Origin of the sequence: Streptococcus symci, assembly GCF_006385165.1 — a bacterium.
Taxonomy (GTDB): domain Bacteria; phylum Bacillota; class Bacilli; order Lactobacillales; family Streptococcaceae; genus Streptococcus; species Streptococcus symci.
In genome coordinates this window covers 264,158-287,020 of record NZ_VFJA01000002.1, presented here as the reverse complement: position 1 = coordinate 287,020, position 22,863 = coordinate 264,158, and the positions used below count along the sequence as shown (strand labels likewise).

At 38.9% G+C, this 22,863-nt stretch carries 18 protein-coding genes; all 18 read left to right on the top strand.

What is annotated here, in order from left to right; all coding sequences use genetic code 11:
- The first annotated feature begins 67 nt into the window (after positions 1 to 67).
- The 18 genes from FJN11_RS06005 to nadE all read left to right on the top strand — a co-directional run bounded on the left by FJN11_RS06005 (position 68) and on the right by nadE (position 22,229).
- Entirely contained in the window at positions 68 to 2,026 is a 1,959-nt protein-coding gene (locus tag FJN11_RS06005; RefSeq protein WP_140224309.1) for a peptide ABC transporter substrate-binding protein, read from the top strand.
- Between the two features lie 141 nt (positions 2,027 to 2,167).
- The gene (locus FJN11_RS06000; protein ID WP_140224308.1) at positions 2,168 to 3,262 is read left to right on the top strand and encodes a cystathionine gamma-synthase; all 1,095 of its coding nucleotides are present in this window, start codon (positions 2,168 to 2,170) and stop codon (positions 3,260 to 3,262) included.
- Between the two features lie 7 nt (positions 3,263 to 3,269).
- The gene (locus tag FJN11_RS05995) at positions 3,270 to 4,436 is read left to right on the top strand and encodes a MalY/PatB family protein (protein ID WP_140224307.1); all 1,167 of its coding nucleotides are present in this window, start codon (positions 3,270 to 3,272) and stop codon (positions 4,434 to 4,436) included.
- Between the two features lie 92 nt (positions 4,437 to 4,528).
- Positions 4,529 to 7,627 carry a pilus expression-regulating Snf2 family helicase gene (locus FJN11_RS05990; protein WP_140224306.1) on the top strand — a complete coding sequence of 1,033 codons (3,099 nt, stop codon included), beginning with the start codon at positions 4,529 to 4,531 and terminating at the stop codon, positions 7,625 to 7,627.
- Between the two features lie 47 nt (positions 7,628 to 7,674).
- Positions 7,675 to 8,292: a divisome accessory protein ZapJ gene (zapJ, locus tag FJN11_RS05985; RefSeq protein ID WP_140224305.1), complete on the top strand. Its 618-nt coding sequence runs from the start codon at positions 7,675 to 7,677 to the stop codon at positions 8,290 to 8,292.
- A 10-nt stretch (positions 8,293 to 8,302) separates the two neighbouring features.
- On the top strand, positions 8,303 to 9,637 hold the full coding sequence (murC, locus tag FJN11_RS05980; RefSeq protein WP_140224304.1) for a UDP-N-acetylmuramate--L-alanine ligase: 1,335 nt from the start codon (positions 8,303 to 8,305) through the stop codon (positions 9,635 to 9,637).
- 9 nt (positions 9,638 to 9,646) lie between these two features.
- Positions 9,647 to 10,108 (top strand): GNAT family N-acetyltransferase, encoded by a 462-nt coding sequence (locus tag FJN11_RS05975; protein ID WP_125386434.1) that lies wholly within the window; start codon positions 9,647 to 9,649, stop codon positions 10,106 to 10,108.
- A complete protein-coding gene (locus tag FJN11_RS05970) occupies positions 10,105 to 10,599 on the top strand; it encodes a GNAT family N-acetyltransferase (RefSeq protein ID WP_020902221.1) in 495 nt (164 codons plus the stop codon). Before FJN11_RS05975 ends, FJN11_RS05970 begins: the two co-directional genes overlap by 4 nt.
- 79 nt (positions 10,600 to 10,678) lie before the next feature.
- Positions 10,679 to 12,373, top strand: a complete 1,695-nt coding sequence (mltG, locus tag FJN11_RS05965) for an endolytic transglycosylase MltG (RefSeq protein ID WP_140224303.1) — start codon at positions 10,679 to 10,681, stop codon at positions 12,371 to 12,373.
- Between the two features lie 60 nt (positions 12,374 to 12,433).
- Entirely contained in the window at positions 12,434 to 12,916 is a 483-nt protein-coding gene (gene greA / locus FJN11_RS05960) for a transcription elongation factor GreA (protein ID WP_000818768.1), read from the top strand.
- A 73-nt stretch (positions 12,917 to 12,989) separates the two neighbouring features.
- The gene (locus FJN11_RS05955) at positions 12,990 to 14,354 is read left to right on the top strand and encodes an amino acid permease (RefSeq protein ID WP_049547134.1); all 1,365 of its coding nucleotides are present in this window, start codon (positions 12,990 to 12,992) and stop codon (positions 14,352 to 14,354) included.
- 99 nt (positions 14,355 to 14,453) lie between these two features.
- A complete protein-coding gene (locus FJN11_RS05950; protein WP_140224302.1) occupies positions 14,454 to 14,864 on the top strand; it encodes a GNAT family N-acetyltransferase in 411 nt (136 codons plus the stop codon).
- Between the two features lie 347 nt (positions 14,865 to 15,211).
- Positions 15,212 to 16,495 carry a DNA methyltransferase gene (locus tag FJN11_RS05945; RefSeq protein WP_246039364.1) on the top strand — a complete coding sequence of 428 codons (1,284 nt, stop codon included), beginning with the start codon at positions 15,212 to 15,214 and terminating at the stop codon, positions 16,493 to 16,495.
- Positions 16,496 to 18,823, top strand: coding sequence for an ATP-binding protein (locus FJN11_RS05940; protein ID WP_140224301.1), 2,328 nt, complete (start codon positions 16,496 to 16,498; stop codon positions 18,821 to 18,823). It begins immediately after the preceding gene.
- 321 nt (positions 18,824 to 19,144) lie between these two features.
- Positions 19,145 to 19,354 carry a helix-turn-helix transcriptional regulator gene (locus tag FJN11_RS05930; protein ID WP_001107505.1) on the top strand — a complete coding sequence of 70 codons (210 nt, stop codon included), beginning with the start codon at positions 19,145 to 19,147 and terminating at the stop codon, positions 19,352 to 19,354.
- Positions 19,344 to 19,781 carry a DUF6773 family protein gene (locus tag FJN11_RS05925; RefSeq protein ID WP_140224300.1) on the top strand — a complete coding sequence of 146 codons (438 nt, stop codon included), beginning with the start codon at positions 19,344 to 19,346 and terminating at the stop codon, positions 19,779 to 19,781. The genes FJN11_RS05930 and FJN11_RS05925 overlap by 11 nt, the downstream gene beginning before the upstream one ends.
- A gap of 166 nt (positions 19,782 to 19,947) precedes the next feature.
- Entirely contained in the window at positions 19,948 to 21,408 is a 1,461-nt protein-coding gene (locus FJN11_RS05920; RefSeq protein WP_140224299.1) for a nicotinate phosphoribosyltransferase, read from the top strand.
- The gene (gene nadE, locus FJN11_RS05915; RefSeq protein WP_140224298.1) at positions 21,405 to 22,229 is read left to right on the top strand and encodes an ammonia-dependent NAD(+) synthetase; all 825 of its coding nucleotides are present in this window, start codon (positions 21,405 to 21,407) and stop codon (positions 22,227 to 22,229) included. The genes FJN11_RS05920 and nadE overlap by 4 nt, the downstream gene beginning before the upstream one ends.
- Positions 22,230 to 22,863: the final 634 nt, after the last annotated feature.

The following is a 22,863-nucleotide window of genomic DNA, read 5'->3' as shown; positions in this document are numbered from 1 at the left end:
AATCTATTGACTAAATAAAACTCAAGTTGTATAATAAGACAAATATTTAAATCAGGAGGTTCTGAAGATGAAAAAGTCTAAAGCCAAGTATGTAGCACTTGCGGGTGTCGTGTTAAGTGCAGGTATTTTATTAAGCGCGTGTGGAAATTCCAGCACAGCGTCAAAAACATATAACTATGTTTATGTTAGTGATCCGTCTAGTTTGAATTATCTAGCAGAAAACCGTGCAACAACTAATGATATCGTGGTTAATTTGGTAGATGGGCTCATGGAAAATGACCAGTATGGGAACTATATTCCATCCTTGGCAGAGGATTGGAGTGTTTCTAAGGACGGTTTGACCTATACCTACAAACTGCGTAAAGATGCTAAATGGTATACTGCAGATGGAGATGAATATGCTCCTGTAACTGCCCAAGATTTTGTAACTGGTTTGAAATATGCAGCTGATAAAAAATCAGAAGCCTTGTACTTAGTACAAGAATCCGTCGCTGGTTTGGATGACTATATCACTGGTAAAACAACAGACTTTTCAACTGTCGGAGTCAAGGCTCTTGATGACCAAACGGTTCAATATACCTTGACACGACCAGAATCTTACTGGAACTCAAAAACAACATCAACCATTCTCTTCCCAGTCAATGCAGATTTCTTGAAATCAAAAGGGGATGATTTTGGGAAGGTAGACCCATCTAGTATTTTGTACAATGGACCTTTCTTGATGAAATCCTTTGTTTCAAAATCGGTTATTGAATTCAAGAAAAATCCGAACTACTGGGATGCTAAAAATGTCTTTGTAGATGATGTGAAATTGGCCTATTATGATGGTAGTGACCAAGATGCACTGGCTCGTAACTTTGTAGAAGGTGCTTATAGTTATGCTCGTCTCTATCCAAATAGTTCAAGTTTTGAAGGAATTAAAGAAAAGAATAAGGACAATATCATCTATAGCTTGCAAGATGCTACTTCTTACTTCTTAAACTTTAACCTAGATAGAAAATCTTATAAATTCACTTCAAAAACAAGTGATGCTGAGAAGAAATCGACTCAAGAAGCTGTTCTTAACAAAAACTTCCGTCAAGCCATCAACTTTGCATATGATCGTACAGCTTACGGGGCTCAATCTCAAGGAGAAGATGGTGCAACTAAGATTTTGCGTAACTTGGTTGTTCCTCCAAACTTTGTAAGTATCAACGGAAAAGACTTTGGTGAAGTAGTAGCCTCTAAGATGGTCAATTATGGTAAGGAATGGCAAGGAATCAACTTTGCAGATGCCCAAGATCCATACTACAATGCTGAAAAAGCTAAAGCTAAATTTGCAGAGGCTAAGAAAGAACTCCAAGCTAAAGGAGTCCAATTCCCTATTCACTTGGACATGACAGTTGACCAAGCTGCTAAAAAGGGTGTCCAAGAGGCAAACTCTATGAAGCAATCTATTGAGGCAGCTTTAGGTTCAGAAAATGTTGTAATTGATATTCAACAACTCACTACTGAAGATTACGACAATACAAGCTATTTGGCTCAGACTGCTGCTCAGAAAGATTACGATTTATATAACGGTGGTTGGGGATCTGACTATCAAGATCCATCAACTTATCTTGATATTTTCAATGTGAAGAGCGGTGGAGTGTTGCAAAATCTGGGTATAGAGCCTGGTGAATCTAATGATAAGGCTAAGGCTGTTGGACTGGATATCTACACTCAAATGCTGGAAGAAGCCAATAAGGAGCAAGATCTTGCAAAACGCTATGAAAAGTATGCTGAGATCCAAGCATGGTTGGTAGATAGCGCTTTAGCGATTCCAAATATTTCTAAGGGGGGAACACCAGTATTGAGAAAAACAGTTCCTTTCTCAGAACCATATTCATTAGCTGGTAATAAAGGAATCGAATCCTATAAATACCTCAAAGTACAAGATAAAACAGTCACAAAAGATGAATATGAAAAAGCTAAAGAAAAATGGCTGAAAGAAAAAGAAGAATCCAATAAAAAAGCCCAAGAAGAATTGGCAAAACATGTAAAATAAGGATTTTTCAAGAAAAACGATGGTTTCGAAAGAAGCTGTCGTTTTTTATATAGTTTGAAACTATAACTAGCTCTTGAAAAGAAGAAAATGAGTTGATGAAAATAAGTGGTACAATAGTTACTATAGATTTGGAGGTATTGTATGAGCAAGGAATTACACATTAACACAATTTTGGCCCAGGCGGGTATCAAGTCAGATGAAGCGACAGGAGCTTTGGTGACACCGATTCATTTTTCGACGACTTATCAGCACCCAGAGTTTGGTCAGTCTACTGGATTTGACTATACGCGCACCAAAAACCCAACTCGCAGTAAGGCGGAAGAAGTCTTGGCGGCTATTGAGTCCGCAGACTATGCCCTAGCGACTAGCTCAGGTATGTCAGCTATTGTACTGGCCTTTAGCGTCTTTCCAGTAGGAAGTAAGGTCTTGGCTGTCCGTGACCTTTATGGTGGTTCTTTCCGCTGGTTCAACCAAGTGGAGCAGGAAGGCCGTTTCCATTTTACCTATGCCAATACAGAAGAAGAGTTGATTGCCGAGTTAGAAAAGGACGTGGATGTTCTCTATATCGAAACCCCAACCAATCCCTTGATGTTGGAATTTGATATCGAAAAACTAGCCAAATTGGCTCATGCTAAGGGTGCCAAAGTGGTGGTAGACAATACCTTCTACAGCCCTATCTACCAACGTCCGATTGAAGATGGAGCAGATATCGTTCTCCATTCAGCAACCAAGTATCTAGCAGGGCACAATGATGTCTTGGCTGGAGTGGTTGTGACCAATAGTTTAGAACTATACGAGAAGCTCTTTTACAATCTTAATACGACAGGGGCAGTCTTGTCTCCATTTGACAGTTATCAATTGATTCGTGGTCTCAAGACCTTGTCTCTTCGTATGGAGCGCTCAACAGCTAACGCCCAAGAAGTGGTTGCCTTTTTGAAGGATTCTCCAGCAGTTAAGGAAGTTCTCTACACTGGTCGAGGGGGCATGATTTCCTTTAAAGTAGCCGATGAAACGCGCATTCCTCATGTTTTGAACAGTCTCAAGGTCTTCTCTTTTGCGGAAAGTTTAGGTGGGGTAGAAAGTCTCATTACTTATCCAACGACGCAAACTCACGCTGATATTCCAGCAGAAGTGCGCCATTCTTATGGTTTGACAGATGACCTCTTGCGTTTGTCGATTGGGATTGAGGATGCTAGAGATTTGATTGCAGATTTGCGCCAAGCCTTGGAAGGATAAGACAAAGATGGGAAAATATGATTTTACAAGCCTGCCCAATCGTTTAGGGCACCATACCTATAAATGGAAAGAGGCAGAAACGGATAGTGAAGTCCTACCAGCTTGGATAGCGGATATGGACTTTGTAGTCTTGCCTGAAATCCGCCAAGCCGTGCAAACTTATGCGGATCAACTGGTTTATGGTTATACCTATGCCAGTGATGATTTAATTAAGGAAGTTCAAAAGTGGGAAGCAACACAACACGGTTATCACTTTGACAAAGAGGCTCTTGTCTTTATCGAGGGTGTGGTACCAGCCATCTCAACAGCTATTCAAGCTTTCACAAAAGAAGGCGAAGCGGTTCTGATTAACACGCCTGTCTATCCACCTTTTGCTCGCAGTGTCAAGTTGAACAATCGCAGATTGATTACCAATTCTTTGGTGGAAAAGGATGGTCTGTTTGAGATTGACTTTGATCAACTTGAAAAGGATTTGGTGGAAGAAGAGGTCAAACTCTATATTCTTTGCAACCCTCACAATCCTGGTGGACGTGTTTGGGAAAAGGAAGTGTTGGAAAAGATTGGCCAACTCTGCCAAAAACACGGTGTTTTCTTGGTTTCGGATGAGATTCACCAAGATTTGGCCCTCTTTGGTCACAAACACCAGTCTTTCAATACCGTCAACCCTGACTTTAAAGAATTTGCTATCGTCTTAAGCAGTGCTACTAAAACTTTTAACATCGCTGGAACAAAAAATTCCTATGCAGTCATTGAAAATCCTAAGTTGAGAGTGGCTTACCAGAAACGCCAGTTGGCTAATAATCAACATGAAATTTCAGGCTTGGGTTATCTGGCGACAGAAGCTGCTTATCGCTATGGGAAGGATTGGCTAGAGGAACTCAAGCAAGTCTTTGAAGACCACATCAACTATGTGGTCGATCTATTTGAAAAAGAAACTAAAATCAAGGTCATGAAGCCGCAAGGAACCTACTTGATTTGGCTTGATTTTTCAGCCTATGACCTGACTGATGAAAGATTGCAAGAGCTGTTGAGAAATGAAGCCAAGGTTATCCTCAACCGTGGTTTGGATTTTGGAGAGGAAGGGAGTCTCCATGCCCGTCTCAATGTAGCTATGCCGAAGTCAGTACTAGAAGAGGTTTGCCAACGCATCGTGACCACTTTTGCTAAACTTTAAAAATCCAGCCTTCTAGGAGAAAAGTATCCTTAGAAGGCTATTTTCATAGGGGAAAATATGGTATAATAAAAAGATAAGGTAAAGGTAAAAATATGGCTAAATTGATTCCGGGGAAAGTCCGTATCGAAGGCGTTGCCCTTTATGAAACTGGTAAAGTTGACATCATCAAGGAAAAGAATAATCGGCTCTACGCTCGCGTCGCAGAAGAAGAACTGCGCTATAGTTTAGAGGATGATTTGGTTTTTTGTGCCTGCGATTTTTTCCAAAAGAGGGGCTACTGTGTGCATTTGGCAGCTCTGGAGCATTTTTTGAAAAATGATGAGCGTGGCCAAGAAATCTTGCAGGGTCTTGAAGAAGGTCATGAAGAAAAAGAGGCCGTTGAAACCAAGGTGACCTTGGGAGGCAAGTTTTTGGATCGAATCTTGTCTCCAAAAACAGAACGAGCCTATGAATTATCGGCTGTCGGTCAGGTGGAAGCAGGAACCAATCGTATCTTGTGGACTCTGAGAATCGGGCAAACCAATAGTCAAAAATACTATGTCATTCGGGATATTCCGCTCTTTTTAAAAGTCGTCGAGAAGAGAAAACCTTATATGATTGGAAAAACTTATGAGGAATCTCTGTCTTTGGAAGCCTTTGATGAGGCAAGTCAAGAGCTTCTGGCTTTTTTGCGGGGACTAACGGAGGAAGGACTTAGTCCAGATCTTTTTTTCCAAAACCAGGGTCGGCATCTCTTTTTTCCTCTGACCTTTTTTGAGCAGGGTGTGAATTTACTGATGACCTTGCCGCATTTTCAATTTGACCATCAAGTAGATAGCTACCAAACCCTGATTTTTCAGGATTTGCATGCGGGTGCTAATCTATTTGCCTTTATAGTAAAAGAATACTCGGATTATTTTGAAATGGAAATCAGTGAGAGTCCTAGAGTCAATGTCTTTTATCAGGGAGCCGTACTTTTCCATAAAGGACAGGTTTATTTTCTAACAGACCAGCAGATACGTCTTCTCAAGGAAATCAAAGCGTTGCCTTTGGATCAGCATGGAAAGAAATACTTGCAATTTGATAGCAGTGACCGCGATAAATTGGCTTCCTGTTTAACTCTTTTTAGCCAGATGGGGACCGTTTCAGCTCCAGAACGTCTACATATCAAAACTTTTGAACCCTCTTTTTACTTTGATAGGGAAGAAGACAATCGGATTCGTTTAGAAATTCAGTTTGATTATGGAGACAGGAAGGTATCTAGCCGACAAGAGCTAGAAGAATTACCTTTTTCGAGTGATGCTGACTTAGAAGAAAGAGTTTTCCAAGTCTGTTTGGCAGCTGGATTTGAAGCAGACTTTCAATCTTGGCGTCAGGCCTTAAAAGCCGAGTCTGTTTATCATTTCTTCCATGACATCATTCCAGTTTTTGAAAAACTCGGGAATGTTGATCTATCAGACAAGCTAGAAGAAATTTATAGCCTAGCAAGCCCTCAAGTGCAGATTGCTTCCAAGGGAGGTCTCTTGGAAATCCAGTTTGATTTTCAAGATATTGCCCAAGAGGAAATTGACCAAGCCATGCAGGCCTTGGTTGCCAATCAAGATTTTTACATTGGTGCGTCCAATCAAGTCTACTTTTTCGATGAAGAAACCAAGAAAATTCGCCAAAATCTACAGGAACTGGGGCAGTTTGAATTAAAAGATGGGGCCTTGCAGGCTCGAAAATCTTTGGCTTATAGTTTAGCCCATCTCTTTGAAGGACGAGATCGTGTTTCTTTTTCACAAGAATTCCAGAATCTGGCCCAGGATTTGACGCATCCAGAGGACTTTCCTTTGCAAGCAACTCAGGTTCAGGCTGATTTACGAGATTATCAGGAAAAGGGAATTCGTTGGTTGCAAATGCTCCATCATTATGGTTTTGGTGGGATTTTAGCTGATGATATGGGACTTGGTAAAACCCTGCAGACCATTGCATTTTTGACCAGCCAAGTGACAAAAGAAAGTCGAGTCTTGATTCTCGCTCCGTCGGGTTTGATTTACAACTGGGCAGATGAATTTCAGAAATTTGCTCCACAGTTGGATGTGGTTGTTGTTCATGGTTTGAAAGCTAGTCGTGAGGAGATTCTTGCCGAGAGCCATCAAATCTATGTGACGAGCTATGCTACCTTCCGTCAGGATAGTGATCTTTATCAGGGGATGGCCTTTGACTTCCTTTTCTTAGATGAAGCTCAGGTCATGAAAAATTCCCAAACTAAGATTGCCCAGACCTTGAGACAATTTGTGGTGCCGTCAGTCTTTGCCTTGTCAGGAACTCCTATTGAAAACCATCTGGGTGAGTTGTGGTCTATTTTCCAAATCGTCATGCCAGGACTCTTGCCAAGCAAGAAAGAATTTATGAAATTACCAGCTGAGCGCGTTGCTCAGTTTATCAAACCTTTCGTTATGAGGCGCAAGAAAGAAGAAGTGCTGACTGAATTACCAGACTTGATTGAAGTGGTTTACAAGAATGAACTGGAAGACCAGCAAAAGGCTATTTACCTAGCTCAGTTGCAACAGATGCGAGACCGTCTGGCTCAAGTGTCAGATCAGGAATTCCAGCGAAGTCGGGTGGAAATCTTGTCTGGTCTGATGCGCTTGCGCCAAATCTGTGACACCCCTGCCCTCTTTATGGAGGATTATCAGGGTGCCAGTGGTAAACTGGATAGTCTCCGAGACCTGCTGGTACAGGTGGCAGACGGCGGACACCGTGTCTTGATTTTCTCACAGTTCAAGGGAATGTTGGAGAAAATTGAACAAGAACTGCCAGACTTGGGCTTGACTTCCTTTAAAATTACCGGTTCGACCCCAGCCAAGGAAAGACAAGACATGACCAAGGCCTTTAACCAAGGAGAAAGAGATGCCTTTCTGATTTCCCTTAAGGCTGGTGGTGTCGGTCTGAATCTGACAGGTGCTGATACGGTTATTTTGGTTGACCTTTGGTGGAATCCTGCGGTGGAAGCGCAAGCCATTGGCCGTGCCCATCGGATGGGTCAGGAAGAAACGGTTGAGGTTTATCGCTTGGTGACCAAGGGAACCATTGAAGAAAAAATTCAGGAACTCCAAGAACAAAAGAAACATCTGGTGTCACAAGTATTGGATGGCACAGAGTCACGTGGCAGTCTGACCCTAGCAGAAATTAGAGAAATTTTAGGAATTTCTGAAGCCAGCACTTGAAAAATCAAGACAATACGCTATAATGAAGTGTTGAAAGGAAATAGAAAATGAGAGAAGAACGATTTCCATTAGTGTCAGATGATGAGGTCATGCTGACTGAGATGCCGGTTATGGACCTCTATGATGAGTCTGACTTTATCAGTAATATCAAGGGAGAATACCGTGATAAGAATTATCTGGAGTGGGCCCCTATTACTGAAGAAAGACCAGAAAAACCGATTGAAAAGCCAGTAGAGAAACCTAAGAAGGCTAGCTTAGGAGTAAAAAAAGAAGGAAAGAGCTATGCGGAGGTGGCGCGTGAAGAAGCGCGTGCGGACTTGAAAAAGAAACGCTCAGCAAGTTATCTGACTAAGGATATTACTCCTACAAGACGCCATTCTCAGCCAAGTCTAGTTAGACAGGGCAATCAACCTACAGCTCCTTTCCAAAAGGAAAATCCTGGTGAATTTGTCAAATACAGTCAAAAATTGACTCAGTCTCATTACATCTTGGCGGAAGAAGTGAACAATATGTCGACTCAAGCTGAGTCGAAAGAAACTTCAAGTCCAAAGAAAAACAACTATGATTTTCTGAAGAAGAGCCAAATCTACAATAAAAAGAATCAACAAAAAGAACAAGAACGTCAGGTGGCCCAAGAGTTGAATCTGACAAGAATTACGGAATAGGGGAGAAAACATGTCAAAGACATATCATTTTATCGGAATTAAGGGATCAGGTATGAGTGCCTTGGCCTTGATGTTGCACCAAATGGGGCATAAGGTACAGGGATCAGATGTTGAAAAGTACTACTTTACTCAACGTGGTCTTGAGCAGGCAGGGATTACTATTCTTCCTTTTGATGAAAAAAATCTAGACGGTGATATGGAAATTATCGCTGGAAATGCCTTTCGTCCAGATAACAACGTCGAAATTGCCTATGCGGACCAAAATGGCATTAGTTACAAACGTTACCATGAGTTCCTAGGTAGCTTTATGCGTGACTTTGTCAGCATGGGAGTTGCTGGAGCGCACGGAAAAACTTCAACAACGGGTATGTTGTCTCATGTCTTGTCTCATATCACAGATACTAGCTTCTTGATTGGAGACGGGACAGGTCGTGGTTCAGCCAATGCCAAATATTTTGTCTTCGAATCTGACGAATATGAGCGTCATTTCATGCCTTACCACCCAGAATACTCTATCATAACCAATATTGACTTTGACCATCCAGACTACTTCACAAGTCTAGAGGATGTTTTCAATGCCTTTAACGACTATGCTAAACAAATTACCAAAGGTTTGTTTATCTACGGTGAAGATGCTGAGTTACGTAAGATTACGTCTGATGCACCAATCTACTATTATGGTTTTGAAGCAGAAGGCAATGACTTTGTAGCTAGCGACCTTCTTCGTTTTACAACTGGTTCAACCTTCACAGTTCATTTCCGTGGTCAAGAATTAGGGCAATTCCACATTCCAACCTTTGGTCGTCACAATATCATGAATGCGACAGCCGTTATTGGTCTTCTTTACACAGCAGGATTTGATTTGAACTTGGTGCGTGAACACTTGAAAACATTTGCCGGTGTTAAGCGTCGTTTCACTGAGAAAATTGTCAATGACACGGTGATTATCGATGACTTTGCCCACCATCCAACAGAAATTATTGCAACCTTGGATGCGGCTCGTCAGAAATACCCAAGCAAGGAAATTGTTGCAGTCTTCCAACCGCATACTTTTACAAGAACAATCGCTTTGTTGGACGAATTTGCCCACGCTTTGAACCAAGCGGATGCAGTTTACCTAGCCCAAATTTATGGATCTGCTCGTGAAGTGGACCATGGAGATGTTAAGGTAGAAGACCTAGCTAATAAAATTAACAAGAAACACCAAGTGATTACTGTTGAAAATGTTTCTCCACTCCTAGACCATGACAATGCTGTTTACGTCTTTATGGGAGCAGGAGATATCCAAACCTATGAATATTCATTCGAGCGTCTCTTGTCTAACCTGACAAGCAATGTTCAATAGGAAGTTCTCATGGAAATTCCAATTAAAATCATTCGGGCAAGTAAGTCTGATTTAACTGAGATAGAGGCACTTCAGGCCTCATCTTTTCCAGCTGAAAATCAGCAACCTTCCCATATTTTAGAAGAAAGTATCCGTAAGTGTGCGGATACCTTTCTTCTAGCTAGGGATGAAAATCAGCTTCTGGGCTATGTTCTAGGCGATCCTCAGCCACATAATCCGCAATGTCTAGAAATGCATTCTTTAGTCATTGACTCTGGCCATCAGAGACAGGGCTTGGGCACGCTTCTTCTTGCAGCCTTGAAAGAGGTGGCGGTTGAGCTGGATTACAAAGCTATTCGTTTGAAGAGTCCTGATGAGTTGCTATCCTATTTTGAAATGAACGGTTTTATTGATGAAGAAACTTCCCTTTATGCAGCTAGTCAAGGTTTTAGTATGATTTGGTTTAATCCCTTTTATCTGGAGGCACAATGAAAATCAGGAAAGCAAGATTAGAAGATTTAGATCGTATCGTTGAGATTGAACTAGAAAATTTCTCACTTGAAGAAGCCATTCCTCGCTCGGTTTTTGAAGCTCATTTGCGAAAAATTCAGACCTCGTTTCTGGTTGCAGAAAAAGAAGGCAGAATCATGGGGTATATAGAAGGGCCAGTTGGACCATACCGCCATCTGCAAGATCAGTCTTTTACAGAAGAGATAGAAGATTATAGTCATGAGCCGAGTGGTTATATCTCTGTGACCTGTCTTTCTATTGCCAAGGAAGCACAGGGCCTTGGACTTGGTCAAAAATTATTAACAGCCTTGAAAGAGTTGGCTCTTGAACACGAAAGAGAAGGTATTAACCTAACCTGTCATGACTATCTCATCGCCTACTACGAAAAACATGGATTTGTCAATGAAGGCCGGTCTCAGTCAACCTTTGCAGGGGAAACCTGGTATGATATGGTCTGGGAAGCTAAAAAATAAGCGAGAAAAGCATGCTAGGTTGCTTTTCTTTCGTTTTTAAGATATAATATTATGGATTGTCAACGAGGAGGATAAACTTTTGAGTGAAAAAACAAGAGAAGACGAAAAATTAAGCTTTAAAGAGCAAATTTTACGTGATTTAGAGAGAGTAAAAAAACAAGATAGAAGTGAGCAAGAAAACGAGATTACAAGTTTTGAAACTCCTTTATCTCAAGAAGATTCAGTAGATCCTTCAACTCAGGAACATGAACCTTCAGCAGAAGAGTTGATGGCTAATTCTCTTTCTGTTGTGGATCAAATATTAAAGAATGCTCCTGGTGTTCCATCACGTTCTAATAATATTTCGGATGAAATTGCAGGAAATGAAGAAGTTGCAGAACCTAAAATTGAAGCGGTAGTTGAACCAGTAGAACCTGTTTTCGAGCCAGTTCAACCAAAAGTAGAACCTGTAAAACTTAACGAAGACAAAGAATTTAACGAGATTCCAACAAAGGTTGCGGTGTCGTATAAAACAAGTAGACAACAGGAAGAAGTTAGTACTCCTACAGTGGATAATGAGTTGTCTGAGTCAGCTGAATCGGCAGATAGCCTAGGTTCAGTTCCTAGACGTAGTCGCCGTGAGACAGTTAAACCAGTTAAGAAGAAAAAATCACATTTGAAGGCATTCTTCATTTCTCTACTGATTTTCCTAGCCTTGATTTCGGCAGGTGGTTACTTCGGTTATCAGTATGTTCAATCATCCTTGCTACCTGTTGATGCAAATTCTAAGGAATATGTGACTGTTCAAATTCCAGAAGGAGCCAATGTCCAAGAAATCGGATCAACTCTTGAGCATTCTGGTGTGATTAAACACGGTGTGATTTTTGCTTTCTATGCAAAATATAAGAATTATTCAGATTTGAAGGCTGGATATTACAATTTGCAAAAGAGCATGAGTACAGAGGACATCATTAAGGAACTGCAAAAAGGTGGTACACCTGAACCTCAGGCTCCATCTCTTGCAAACTTGACAATTCCAGAAGGATATACGATTGATCAAATTGCCCAAGCTGTAGGCCAATTACAAGGTGAATTTAAAGAACCTTTGACAGCGGAAACTTTCTTGGCTAAAGTGCAAGATGACAACTTTATCAGTCAAGAAGTTGCTAAATATCCAAACCTACTCGAAAGCTTGCCAACGAAAGAAAGTGGAGCTCGTTACCGTTTGGAAGGTTATCTTTTCCCAGCGACCTACTCTATCAAGGAAAGCACAACTATTGAAAGCTTGATTGATGAGATGCTGGCAGCTATGGATAAGACCTTGACTCCGCACTATAGTGCAATTAAGTCTAAGAACTTGACAGTCAATGAATTGCTAACAATTGCTTCACTGGTTGAAAAAGAAGGGGCTAAGACTGAAGACCGTAAGTTGATTGCGGGTGTTTTCTACAACCGTTTGAATCTTGGTATGCCACTTCAAAGCAATATTGCAATCTTGTATGCCCAAGGGAAACTTGGTCAAAATATCAGCCTAGCAGATGATGCTGGAATTGATACATCGATTAATTCACCATACAATGTTTATACAAAACCTGGTTTGATGCCTGGTCCAGTAGATAGCCCAAGTCAGGACGCGATTGAAGCAAGTATCAATCAAACTAAGAGTGAGAACCTATACTTTGTAGCCAATGTTACAGATGGTAAAGTCTATTACGCAGTGACACAGGAAGAACATGATCGTAATGTAGCTGAGCACGTCAATAGCAAGCTTACTCAAAATAGTAGTTCAAACTAAGACTACACAAATGAGAATCTCAGATAGAGATTCAATATTATCGAAGGAAAGTTGAGAAAAATGGCAGAAAAAACATATCCTATGACCCTTGAGGAAAAGGAAAAACTTGAAAAAGAATTAGAAGAATTGAAATTGGTCCGCCGTCCAGAAGTGGTAGAACGCATTAAGATTGCCCGTTCATACGGTGACCTTTCTGAAAACAGTGAATACGAAGCAGCTAAGGATGAACAAGCCTTTGTCGAAGGACAAATCTCTAGCTTGGAAACAAAAATCCGTTATGCTGAAATCGTCAATAGTGACTCAGTTGCCCAAGACGAAGTAGCGATTGGTAAAACAGTCACTATCCAAGAAATTGGTGAGGACGAAGAAGAAGTTTATATTATCGTAGGTTCAGCGGGTGCGGATGCCTTTGCAGGTAAAGTTTCAAATGAAAGCCCAATTGGACAAGCCTTGATTGGCAAGAAAACAGGTGATACAGCAACAATTGAAACACCTGTTGGTAGCTATGATGTAAAAATCTTGAAGGTTGAAAAAACAGCCTAATGATTAAAAGGAGTAAAAAGAGGGAAAAATCCTTCTTTGCTCCTTTTTAGGTTTAAAAAGAATTGGAGACTATATGAGTTCAAAGAAGAAAAAAAATAAGATGGAGCGTGGTTTAACTAATCGTCACGTACAGGTTATGGCCATCGCTGGGACAATCGGAACAGGACTCTTTTTGGGAGCAGGTCGCTCAATTAGCCTAACAGGTCCTTCCATTGTACTGATTTATATGATTACGGGGGCTTTCATGTTCCTTATGATGCGTGCAGTTGGGGAAATGCTCTACCAAGACCCTGAGCAACATACCTTTATCAACTTTATCACGCGCCATTTGGGTAAGGGCTGGGGTTATTTCTCGGTTTGGTCCTACTGGCTATCCGTTGTCTTTATCGGTATGGCGGAAATCACTGCTATCTCTCACTATGTTCAGTTCTGGTTTCCTAGCTGGCCAAGTTGGATGATTGAGATTGGATTTTTGACCATTCTAGCCTTGGTCAATCTGATTGCGGTTAAGCTCTTTGGAGAAGTTGAGTTTTGGTTTGCTATGGTTAAGATTGTGGCTATTTTAGCTATGATCGCTACAGGAGTCTTTATGGTCTTGACTGGCTTTAAGACACCTCATGGAGTAGCAAGTTTGGCTAATATTGCTGACAATTTCTCCCTCTTCCCAAATGGTGGAGTTAACTTTGTCATGGCCTTCCAGATGGTTTTCTTTGCCTACCTTATGATTGAGTTTATCGGGGTCACAACTTCAGAAACCAAAAATCCACGTCAAGTCTTGCCAAAAGCCGTTAAGGAAATTCCTTTGCGTATCGCCTTTTTCTACGGTGGTGCCCTCTTAGCCATCATGGCTATCATTCCATGGCGTGAGCTTGCATCGGCTGATTCACCTTTTGTTACAGTATTTGAATTGGCAGGTATCAAGTGGGCAGCAGCCTTGATTAACTTCGTCGTTTTGACCTCAGCAGCATCTGCTCTTAACTCAACTCTCTACTCAACAGGGCGTCATTTATACCAGATTGCCCATGATTCGCCAAATCGCTTCCTAAAAGCAATTAAAGCAGATACTCTTTCTCGCCACAATGTACCACAAAATGCTATCATCGCTTCAGCAATCTTGATTGCCCTAGCAGCCTTTATCAATATCTTGCCAGGTGTTTCCGATGCCTTTGCCTTGATTACGGCATCATCATCAGGTGTCTATATCGCGATTTATATCTTGATTATGGTGGCTCACCTTAAATACCGCAAGTCACCAGACTTTATGGCAGATGGCTATCTCATGCCGCATTATCGTTTCCTAAATCCCTTAACCATGCTCTTCTTTGCCTTTGTCTTTGTAACCCTCTTTTTACAAGAGTCTACATTTGTAGGAGCAATTGGTTCAGCTATTTGGATTATCGGTTTTGGTATTTATAGCCAGTGGAAATTTAGAAAATAGATTTGAAACTCATCAACTCAGGTTGGTGGGTTTTTCTAGTTTGACAGTCTATTGAAATAAGACTATAATCAAGCTGTAACAGTATTTAAGGAGATTTAGATGTACTTTAGATTGGAAGATAAGGAATCCTATAAATCACAAGAAATAGGGAATCTGATTCGTGCTTATAATCGTTCAAAAAGAGAAGAGGCTGAAAGTGAGCCATTGAACCTTTATGTCGAAGATGAAAAGGGCAATCTCCTGGCAGGTTTGATAGCAGAGACTTTTGGAAATTGGCTAGAAATAGAGTATTTATTTGTAAAAGAGGAACTGCGAGGGCAAGGAATCGGTTCAAAACTATTGCAGCAAGCAGAAACTGAAGCTAAGAATCGAAACTGTCGTTTTGCTTTTGTCAATACTTACCAGTTTCAAGCTCCAGATTTTTATAAAAGGCATGGCTACAAGGAAGTCTTTGCTTTGCAAGACTATCCCTACATTGGGCAAAGATATTATTACCAAAAGAATTTGTAACGAGAATATGAAATCATAAAGTAAAGAGGGGGGCTTGACATAAGTATGGAGGTGGACTGATGGATATGAGTAACTATCAATAATTAGCAGTTATAATCTAGAAATTGTGTCTTTCTAGCTGATATTGAGGACAATACAATCGCAGCTGAGACATTAGATGTGAAATCCTACGATGCTGTAGATGTTTTGAAAAAAATTGAATAAGCAGAAACTCTCTATCATTTAGGTGGTAGAGGTTTTTTGTTAATAGAAACCTATTTAATTTTCCTTAACAGATTAATTATATTATTTCTTTACGTTCAAAAAATTCTATGCTATACTTAGGGTGCATAATAGAAAAATATTAGTTGGGGGCTAAATTGTTGAAGTCGAATTTAGTAGATAAAATAAAAGAAAAAGAAATTGATTACTGGGACTTTAAAAATGTAACTGCTTCAGGCATGCATAAAATTAGTGCTTATCCAGCTACGATGGTTCCTGATATGCAATATGAATTAATTAAACTAATTAAAAGTGAAGATTCATCTATTACAAATATTCTTGATCCTTTTCATGGTTCTGGAACAACACTAGTAGAGGGTGAAAAGAATAACCTTTTTCCGATTGGCATAGATATTAACCCTTTAGCTAATCTTATTACAAAAGTTAAGCTGCAAGGTGTTAACAAAATATATATATATATAGCAAATAATAGAATTGAGAAATTTTTAAAAAGCAATAGTTTTGAATTTGATAAACACTATTTTTATAATATAGAAAAATGGTATCGAAAAGATTTTATAATAACGTTTAGTAAAATTCGTAGTGCTATTCAGAGAGAAAAATACAGATACGTAAGACAGTATTATTGGGTGTGTTTAATTAATATTTTAAAAAAATACAGTAATACAAGAAGTTCAACATTTAAATTGCATATAAAAGAGCAAAGCGCTATTGAAAAGATGGAAAACCACATCGTTGAAGATTTTATAAAGAGCATTAACGAATACTCTCAATATTTACCTGATTATAACAGAAGTAAAAAAATTGATTTAAAAATAGGAAAATCGGAAGATATTTTATTTGGAATGAAGAGCGATTCTGTCGATTTGATTGTTACTTCTCCTCCGTATGGAGATAATTCAACTACTGTAACATATGGACAGTACTCTATGCTACCGATATATTGGATTGATAGGAAGGATTTGGAGGTTTTTTCTGAAAATTTAATAGATAATTATTCAAGTATTGATTCAAATAGTTTAGGTGGATCTGGCAAAAGAAATAAACAAAAGCATCAGTCACACTATTTATCTGATTATCTTGAAAGTATATCTCAAGATAAGCGAAAAAAAGTGGAAAATTTTGTAATAGACTATTTGGAAGTGATGATGCAAATGGGACGTGTTCTAAAAAAGGATAAGAGAATAGTTTTAACTTTAGGTGATCGACGTGTTGATAATAAAGTAGTGCCATTATCAAGTATTACGCAGGAATTTTTTGAAAATATTGGTTTTGAGTTGGAAGCTTCTATTACACGTAATATACCTATAAAGAGAATGCCAAGACGGGTTTCTAAAGTAAAAGATAAATCAGTGGAATCAATGAATCAAGAATATGTTTTGATATTAAGAAAAATAAAGGAGATTTAGATGCCTAATAAAGTTGAACAAGTACCTATTACTGTAGCAGGTAATATATTGAGTGAATTATCAGAAAAAATTCCTAATAATATTATTGCATTAAATGAGTTAATAAAAAATGCGTACGATGCGTTTTCTCCCAGTGTTGATATTATATTGGATTCGGAATCAAAAAAACTCACTATTCGAGATTATGGTATTGGTATGGATACAGAAGGAATTAAGAAATTATTCCATATATCAAGTAGTGATAAACAATATGGAGAAATTATCTCTTATAATGGTACTATACGCCTGACTCAAGGGTCAAAGGGGTTAGGGTTCTTGTCTGTTTTTAAGTTTGGTAAAAAAGTATATTGGAAAACATCACGTAATAATCAAATTTCAGATTTTGCTGTAGATTTTGATTCTTTGATTTCTGAATATAATATAACAGATAAATGCTTAGATGTCACGCTTGTAGGTTCAGGGGATTTTGTAGGGACTTTAATCCAAATTGAAGTCGATGATTATAATCTTGAAGCTTTAAAAGAATATCTCACCAAAGATGTCAATCGAAATAAAGTTTTAAATTCTTTTATTGATAATGAGAAAAATGATGGGAAAATTTCTGCTGATAGAAACTTTATTATAAATCTAAATATAGATGGAGAAGTATACTCTACTGACTACAGTATCCAGTTAGAGAATCAAAATAGTTCTGATCAGTTATTTGAAATTAATTATTCTTCAAATGAATGTTTGTTAGTGTTTAAGAAAAATGGTGAGGATATCTACTCTGAAAAATTTAGTTTTGACTCAGATAGGTATTCTGTTGAGATGAATCTAGCTGCTTTTTATCTCGTCCCAAATGGAAAAAGTAAGATTAACTCTTTATTTTACAATCCTAATAATAACAATTTAACACCTTTGGTTTATATCAATAATAATTTGTTTAACAACTATCTATTATTTGATACTGAATTAATGGTGACCAAAAAATATAGCGATGTATTAAAGCAATTAATTGGTTATATTTCAATTAAATCTAGTGATTCAGCCATACAGTTTAATTCTGATCGAACTCAATTTTCTCAGAGTAAGTTAACTGATGATATAGCTAAATTCATTGAAAGAATAAACGAAAAAATTCAGAGAATCGGCTCTTCGTTAAAAAATGAATTAAGAGATTTTCCTCGCAAAACATTTATTCAAAATAGGATATCTTTAGAAGAAACTTCTGATCTCAGCAATCTTAAAAAAAATATTAGACCAGATTTTAAATTAAAAGATTTTATAATTTTTGAAAAACAAGGAGACAAATTAAAATGTACTCTTTTTGATAAGGAAATTCTATTGGATATTATTCCAAAGACTAAAGAAACAATAAATTTGGGGGTAGTTGAATCATGGATTGATATAGATGATCTAGACAAGAAGATTCCTAATTTAAAGGAATTAATTCAAGTTGCTACAGACATTTATTTTAACGAAGAAAAAGTAAGAGAATTTAATAAACTCCAAGAAGGGGAATGGATCATTAGGCAAGAGACAGATACTACAGTCTCTTCTCTAAAGATAATTTTAAGGAAGCCAGCTCAACCTAAAATCAGTCAAAGAGAAAATATACTCAAGAAGGGGATAGATTATAAAGTTGATGATTTATTCACTTTTATAAATAGTTTTGGTGAAGAGGATAAGGGCTTATCTTTTGAAATTGATACAAAAAGTAATCCTACTATAAATTTTAATAAAGGTATAATAAATTTTGGTCGATTAAATGAAAATACAATTTCAATTATAATAACAGATAAGAAAACAGAACTTATTCATGAAGCTGATTTTACGTTTAGAGTAGTAGAGGATAACTTTTATATTGCTCAACCAGAATCTTCTAAGAGTAATTTAGTTAATATGCCTATAAACAAAGAAGTTAACTTTAGGTCAGATGTTGTCAGTTTTATAGGAGAAATTAATCGAATTTTTAGTACTGAAGATTATAGTTTTGTAGCAGTTGCAGCTTATCGAACTTTAATTGAAATTGTTGTAAATGATATTTTGGATAATAGTAAAATAGCTAAGACAGAAAGTTTATTGCAAAACTATAGAAAAGTAATTGAGGAAGGAAAAGGTTTGATTGATAGTAGTGAATTAGACGACGCGGATAAGCGAGTTTTGAATTCTTTACGTAGCACAATTAGTTCTAGAGATGAAAGTAAAAGCTTTTTAGAATTTCTTAACCTGTCAACGCATGGGGGAACTAGAATTATAACAAAAGTTGATGTAATGAAAAAAACACAAGAAATAAAATTGCTATTAGGCTTACTATATATTTCTGGTTTAGAAAAAGAAAAGTAATTTTGAAATTTAAATATAATCTGTAGTTTTAAATATGTTGGATTTTTATATAAAAGTTATGTCAAATGGGCTACCAGAACTATGACTAAGCTCTTGCTTGAAAGTCTAGGTATCAAAGCCTACCAAGTAAAACAAAGAAGTCATGTCGTTGATATTTTGAAATCCTATATTTAAACTCAGAACTCTCTATTATTTTGTGATAGAGAGTTTTTTGTTAACAAAATATTACAAAATGACATTTATATATTGCATTAAGTTAGATATATGGTATAATATGTTTAAAAAGAAGCGCAACTTTTTAAAACTATAAGGAGGACGCAGGTGGCTAAAAATTTAAAATTAAAATTAGCTCGTGTTGAGCGTGATTTAACACAAGGTCAACTAGCAGAGGCTGTTGGGGTGACGCGCCAGACTATTGGTTTGATAGAGGCGGGGAAATACAATCCCAGTCTTTCCCTCTGCCAGTCCATTTGCAGATGCTTAGGCAAAACTTTGGATCAATTATTTTGGGAGGAAGAAGATGAAAAATAGATTTTTTTATTATCAATTACTAGACGAAAGAGAAGAACAACTGATCAATAAAGCGGGGGCTGAAAGTTTCTATATCTCTATAGCTTTCTTGCTTTTATCTTATATGATTGCAGTATTAGCACCAAGTCTTTTTAATCCGAGAATGATTCTCATCATTATCATTATTGGAACTTTTTACTTTTTCGGCCGTGCTCGAGATTTGGGTGTGAACTACTATAGTCGTTTTCATTTTACAATTTTAGGCTGTTTGCTGGTAACTCTCGCTATTACAACACTCTTGATGTTGCAGAATTATCAATTTAATATCGAAATTTATCAGCACAATCCTTTAAATTTTAAATACCTATCTGCTTGGGCTATTACTTATGTCAATTACCTTCCCTGGGTCTTTATTGGCAATCTTGGTCTTAAAAGCTATGGCGAATGAACTCAGAAAAAGTTTGAACAAGATATGGATGAACTGGAGAGTGGAGAATAGCTTGTTACTCTTTTCTCAATCCAGCCAAAATGTGTTATAATAGTACTAATTTATTGGAATGAATGAAAGTTCTTGAAATTTTTCATTGGTTTCTAGTTAAGGAAGTAGGAAAAGTATGTATCCAGATGATAGTTTGACATTGCACACGGACTTGTACCAGATTAACATGATGCAGGTTTACTTTGACCAAGGGATTCACAATAAAAAGGCGGTCTTTGAGGTTTATTTCCGCCAACAGCCTTTTAAGAACGGCTATGCAGTTTTTGCAGGTTTGGAAAGAATTGTGAGCTATCTTGAAGATTTGCGTTTTTCAGATAGTGATATTGCCTATTTGGAGTCGCTTGGTTATCATGGGGCATTCTTGGACTATCTCCGCAATTTCAAGTTGGAGTTGACCGTTCGTTCTGCCCAAGAAGGGGACTTGGTTTTTGCTAATGAACCGATTGTGCAGGTGGAAGGTCCTCTAGCCCAATGTCAATTGGTCGAAACGGCTCTTTTGAACATCGTCAACTACCAGACCTTGGTGGCTACTAAGGCAGCTCGTATCCGTTCGGTCATCGAAGATGAACCCTTGATGGAGTTTGGGACACGTCGGGCTCAAGAAATGGATGCGGCTATCTGGGGAACACGCGCAGCGGTGATTGGTGGCGCCAATGGAACCAGCAATGTGCGTGCTGGTAAACTCTTTGACATTCCTGTTTTGGGGACCCATGCCCATTCCTTGGTGCAGGTTTATGGTAACGACTATGAGGCCTTCAAGGCTTACGCTGCGACCCACAAAAACTGTGTCTTTCTTGTGGATACCTATGACACCCTTCGCATCGGTGTACCAGCTGCCATTCAGGTGGCGCGTGAGCTGGGTGACCAGATTAACTTTATGGGTGTTCGAATTGACTCTGGGGATATTGCCTACATTTCCAAGAAAGTCCGTCAGCAATTGGACGAGGCTGGATTTACAGAGGCTAAGATTTATGCTTCTAATGATCTAGATGAAAATACCATCCTCAACCTCAAGATGCAAAAGGCCAAGATTGATGTCTGGGGTGTGGGAACTAAGCTGATTACAGCCTATGACCAGCCAGCTCTTGGTGCAGTTTATAAGATTGTGGCCATTGAAGATGAAAATGGCCAGATGCGCAATACCATTAAGCTGTCAAATAATGCTGAAAAAGTTTCTACGCCAGGTAAGAAGCAGGTGTGGCGCATTACCAGTCGTGAAAAAGGCAAGTCAGAAGGAGACTATATCACTTATGATGGCGTAGATGTTGCCAGCATGACAGAAATCAAGATGTTCCATCCGACCTATACTTACATCAAGAAGACGGTTCGTAATTTTGATGCTGTTCCTCTCTTGGTGGATATTTTCAAGGACGGAAAATTGATTTACAATCTGCCTAGCTTGACTGAGATTCAGGATTATGCTCGTAAGGAATTTGACAAGCTTTGGGATGAATACAAGCGCGTGCTCAATCCGCAGCATTATCCAGTGGATTTGGCGCGTGATGTATGGCAAGACAAGATGGACTTGATTGACAAAATGCGTAAGGAAGCCCTCGGTGAAGGAGAAGAAGAATGAGTTTGCAAGAAACGATTATCCAAGAGTTGGGTGTCAAACCAGTGATTGATGCCCAGGAAGAAATCCGTCGTTCTATTGATTTCTTAAAAAGATATCTGAAAAAACATCCCTTCCTAAAAACCTTTGTACTAGGGATTTCTGGAGGACAAGACTCAACCTTAGCAGGACGTTTAGCTCAACTAGCTATGGAAGAACTGCGAGCAGAAACGGGAGACGACAGCTACAAATTTATCGCTGTCCGCCTGCCATATGGAGTGCAAGCTGATGAAGCAGATGCTCAAAAAGCCCTAGCCTTCATCAAGCCAGATATCAGCTTGGTTGTGAATATCAAGGAATCAGCTGACGCCATGACGGCAGCAGTTGAAGCGACAGGTAGTCCTGTTTCAGATTTTAACAAGGGCAATATCAAGGCACGTTGCCGTATGATTGCTCAGTATGCCCTTGCTGGTTCCCATAGCGGAGCGGTCATTGGAACAGACCACGCCGCGGAAAATATCACAGGTTTCTTTACCAAGTTTGGTGACGGTGGTGCAGATATTTTACCACTGTTCCGTCTCAATAAACGCCAAGGAAAACAACTATTGAAGGAACTTGGTGCGGACCCAGCCCTTTATGAAAAAATCCCAACAGCAGACCTAGAAGAAGATAAACCAGGCCTAGCTGATGAAGTTGCTCTCGGAGTCACCTATGCAGAGATTGACGACTACCTAGAAGGCAAAACAATCAGCCCAGAAGCCCAAACGACTATTGAAAACTGGTGGCACAAAGGTCAACATAAACGGCACCTACCAATCACCGTATTTGATGACTTTTGGGAGTAAAAAGGTCCGGGGGACCTTTTTAGCTTCTTGCCTTGAAACTCGAGAGCAAGAATAACCTCTAGTGGAGGTTTTCAGCCTCTCACCTTGAAATAAAAAAGTGAGAGTAGGTCCGGTAACTCGAAGAGTTCGATTTCGTTGTCTCACCCCCGCAACGATGACTAGGTTTGAAAAAGCTTGGTAAAGCGCATTTCAAACCAGACAGCAACTGCGTCAAGGAACTAGATGAAAAACTTGTTTTCTAGCTATTAATGAGTTTAGTTTTTTACCCCGAGTCTAAAAATAGGAAAACGAGAAAACTCTAGTGGACCTTTTTACCCTGAGCCTAGAAATGAGAAAGCGAAGAAGGTCTGGTAACTCACAGAGTTCGATTTCGTCGTCTCACCCCCGCAACGATGACTAGGTTTGAAAAAGATTGGTAAAGCGCATTTCAAACCAGACAGCGACTGCGTCAAGGAACTAGATGAAAAACTTGTTTTTTAGTTGTTACTGAGTTTAGTCTTTTTACCCCGAGCATGGAAATAGGTAAGCGAGGAAGTCCGGGGGACCTTTTTAGCTTATTACCTTGAAATTCAAAAGCAAAGTAAATTTAAATTGAGGTTGGACATAGAATCATCTATCAGAAAGCGAGGTAGCG